This is a genomic window from Streptomyces kronopolitis (assembly GCF_014646275.1).
Taxonomy (GTDB): Bacteria; Actinomycetota; Actinomycetes; order Streptomycetales; family Streptomycetaceae; genus Streptomyces; species Streptomyces kronopolitis.
Genome location: NZ_BMND01000093.1, coordinates 1 through 1,334 on the forward strand (window position 1 = coordinate 1; position 1,334 = coordinate 1,334).

At 72.9% G+C, this 1,334-nt stretch carries 1 protein-coding gene; it reads left to right on the plus strand.

Annotation, left to right across the window (positions count from 1 at the left end; genetic code table 11):
• The first annotated feature begins 233 nt into the window (after positions 1-233).
• Positions 234-1,091: a fumarylacetoacetate hydrolase family protein gene (locus IEY78_RS33745; RefSeq protein WP_189104812.1), complete on the plus strand. Its 858-nt coding sequence runs from the start codon at positions 234-236 to the stop codon at positions 1,089-1,091.
• The last annotated feature ends 243 nt before the right edge of the window (positions 1,092-1,334 follow it).

Sequence of the window (1,334 nt, forward strand, 5' to 3'; positions counted from 1 at the left end):
ACCGGCGGCCGGCACCGCGCCGGCGGACGGGGCGACGGCCCCCACCGCCTAGCGCGCGGGCCGCCGGTCGGGCCCGCGCGGTGCGCCCGGCGGCCCGGCGGTCCAGTCCGTGAACGGGGTCTTGCGGACCGCCCCCCGTTCTTGGACGATCGTCCGAATCGCTCGATGGCCGTCCCCCATCGGCCGGCCGGGAAGAGCCCTTCCCTGCCGACCCATGACCAGGGAGGCACTCGATGAAGCTGCTGCGTGTCGGCACGGCGGGGGCGGAGCGCCCGGCGCTGCTCGACGGGGCCGGGGTCCTGCGGGACCTGTCGGGCCTGGTCCCGGACATCGACGGAACACTGCTCGCCGACGAACGGAAACTGGCGGCCGTCCGCGCCGCCGCCGCGTTCGGCGAACTGCCGCGGCTGGACGCGGACGGGCTGCGCACCGGCCCGCCGCTGGCCCGGATCGGCAAGATCGTCTGCATCGGCCTGAACTACCACGACCACGCCCGGGAGACGGGGGCCGCGCCCCCCGCGGAGCCGATCCTCTTCCTGAAGGCTCCGGACACCGTCGTCGGCCCCGACGACCCCGTGCTGCTGCCGCGCGGCAGCGTGAAGACCGACTGGGAGGTGGAGCTGGCGGTCGTCATCGGCCGCACGGCCCGCTACCTGGAGACCGACGCGCAGGCACTGGCGGCGGTCGCCGGCTACGCGGTGGCCCACGACGTCTCCGAGCGCGCGTTCCAGCTCGAACGCGGCGGCCAGTGGGACAAGGGCAAGAACTGCGAGACGTTCAACCCGCTGGGCCCCTGGCTGGTCACCGCCGACGAGGTACCCGACCCGCAGGCCCTCGGCCTGCGGCTGTGGGTCAACGGCGAACTGAAACAGCACGGCACGACCGCCGACCAGATCTTCCCGGTGGCCGAAGTGGTCCGCTACGTCAGCCACTTCATGACCCTCCACCCCGGCGACATCCTCAACACCGGCACCCCCGCCGGCGTAGCCATGGGCCACCCCGACCCCAAGCCGTACCTGCGGGGCGGGGATGTGGTGGAGCTGGAGATCGACGGGTTGGGTTGCCAGCGGCAGGTTTTTCTTCCCACGTAGTCGGCTTTCCCGCCGTGCGGGTTGCTCGCCGTTTTGCGCCCGCTTCGCGGTGCGCCCGCCGTTGTCTTTCCGCTGCGCGGGGCTGTTTTCTGCGTTGTTTTCTGCGGCGGCGCGGTGGTTTTTCGCCGTTGCGCCTGCGGCGGGCGGGTGGGTGTTGGGTGCGGTGACGGTCCTGCGGGGGTGGGTGTTCGGACTGCTTCGCTTTACGTCCGAACACCCACCCCCTCCGGCCCGTCCCCTCCC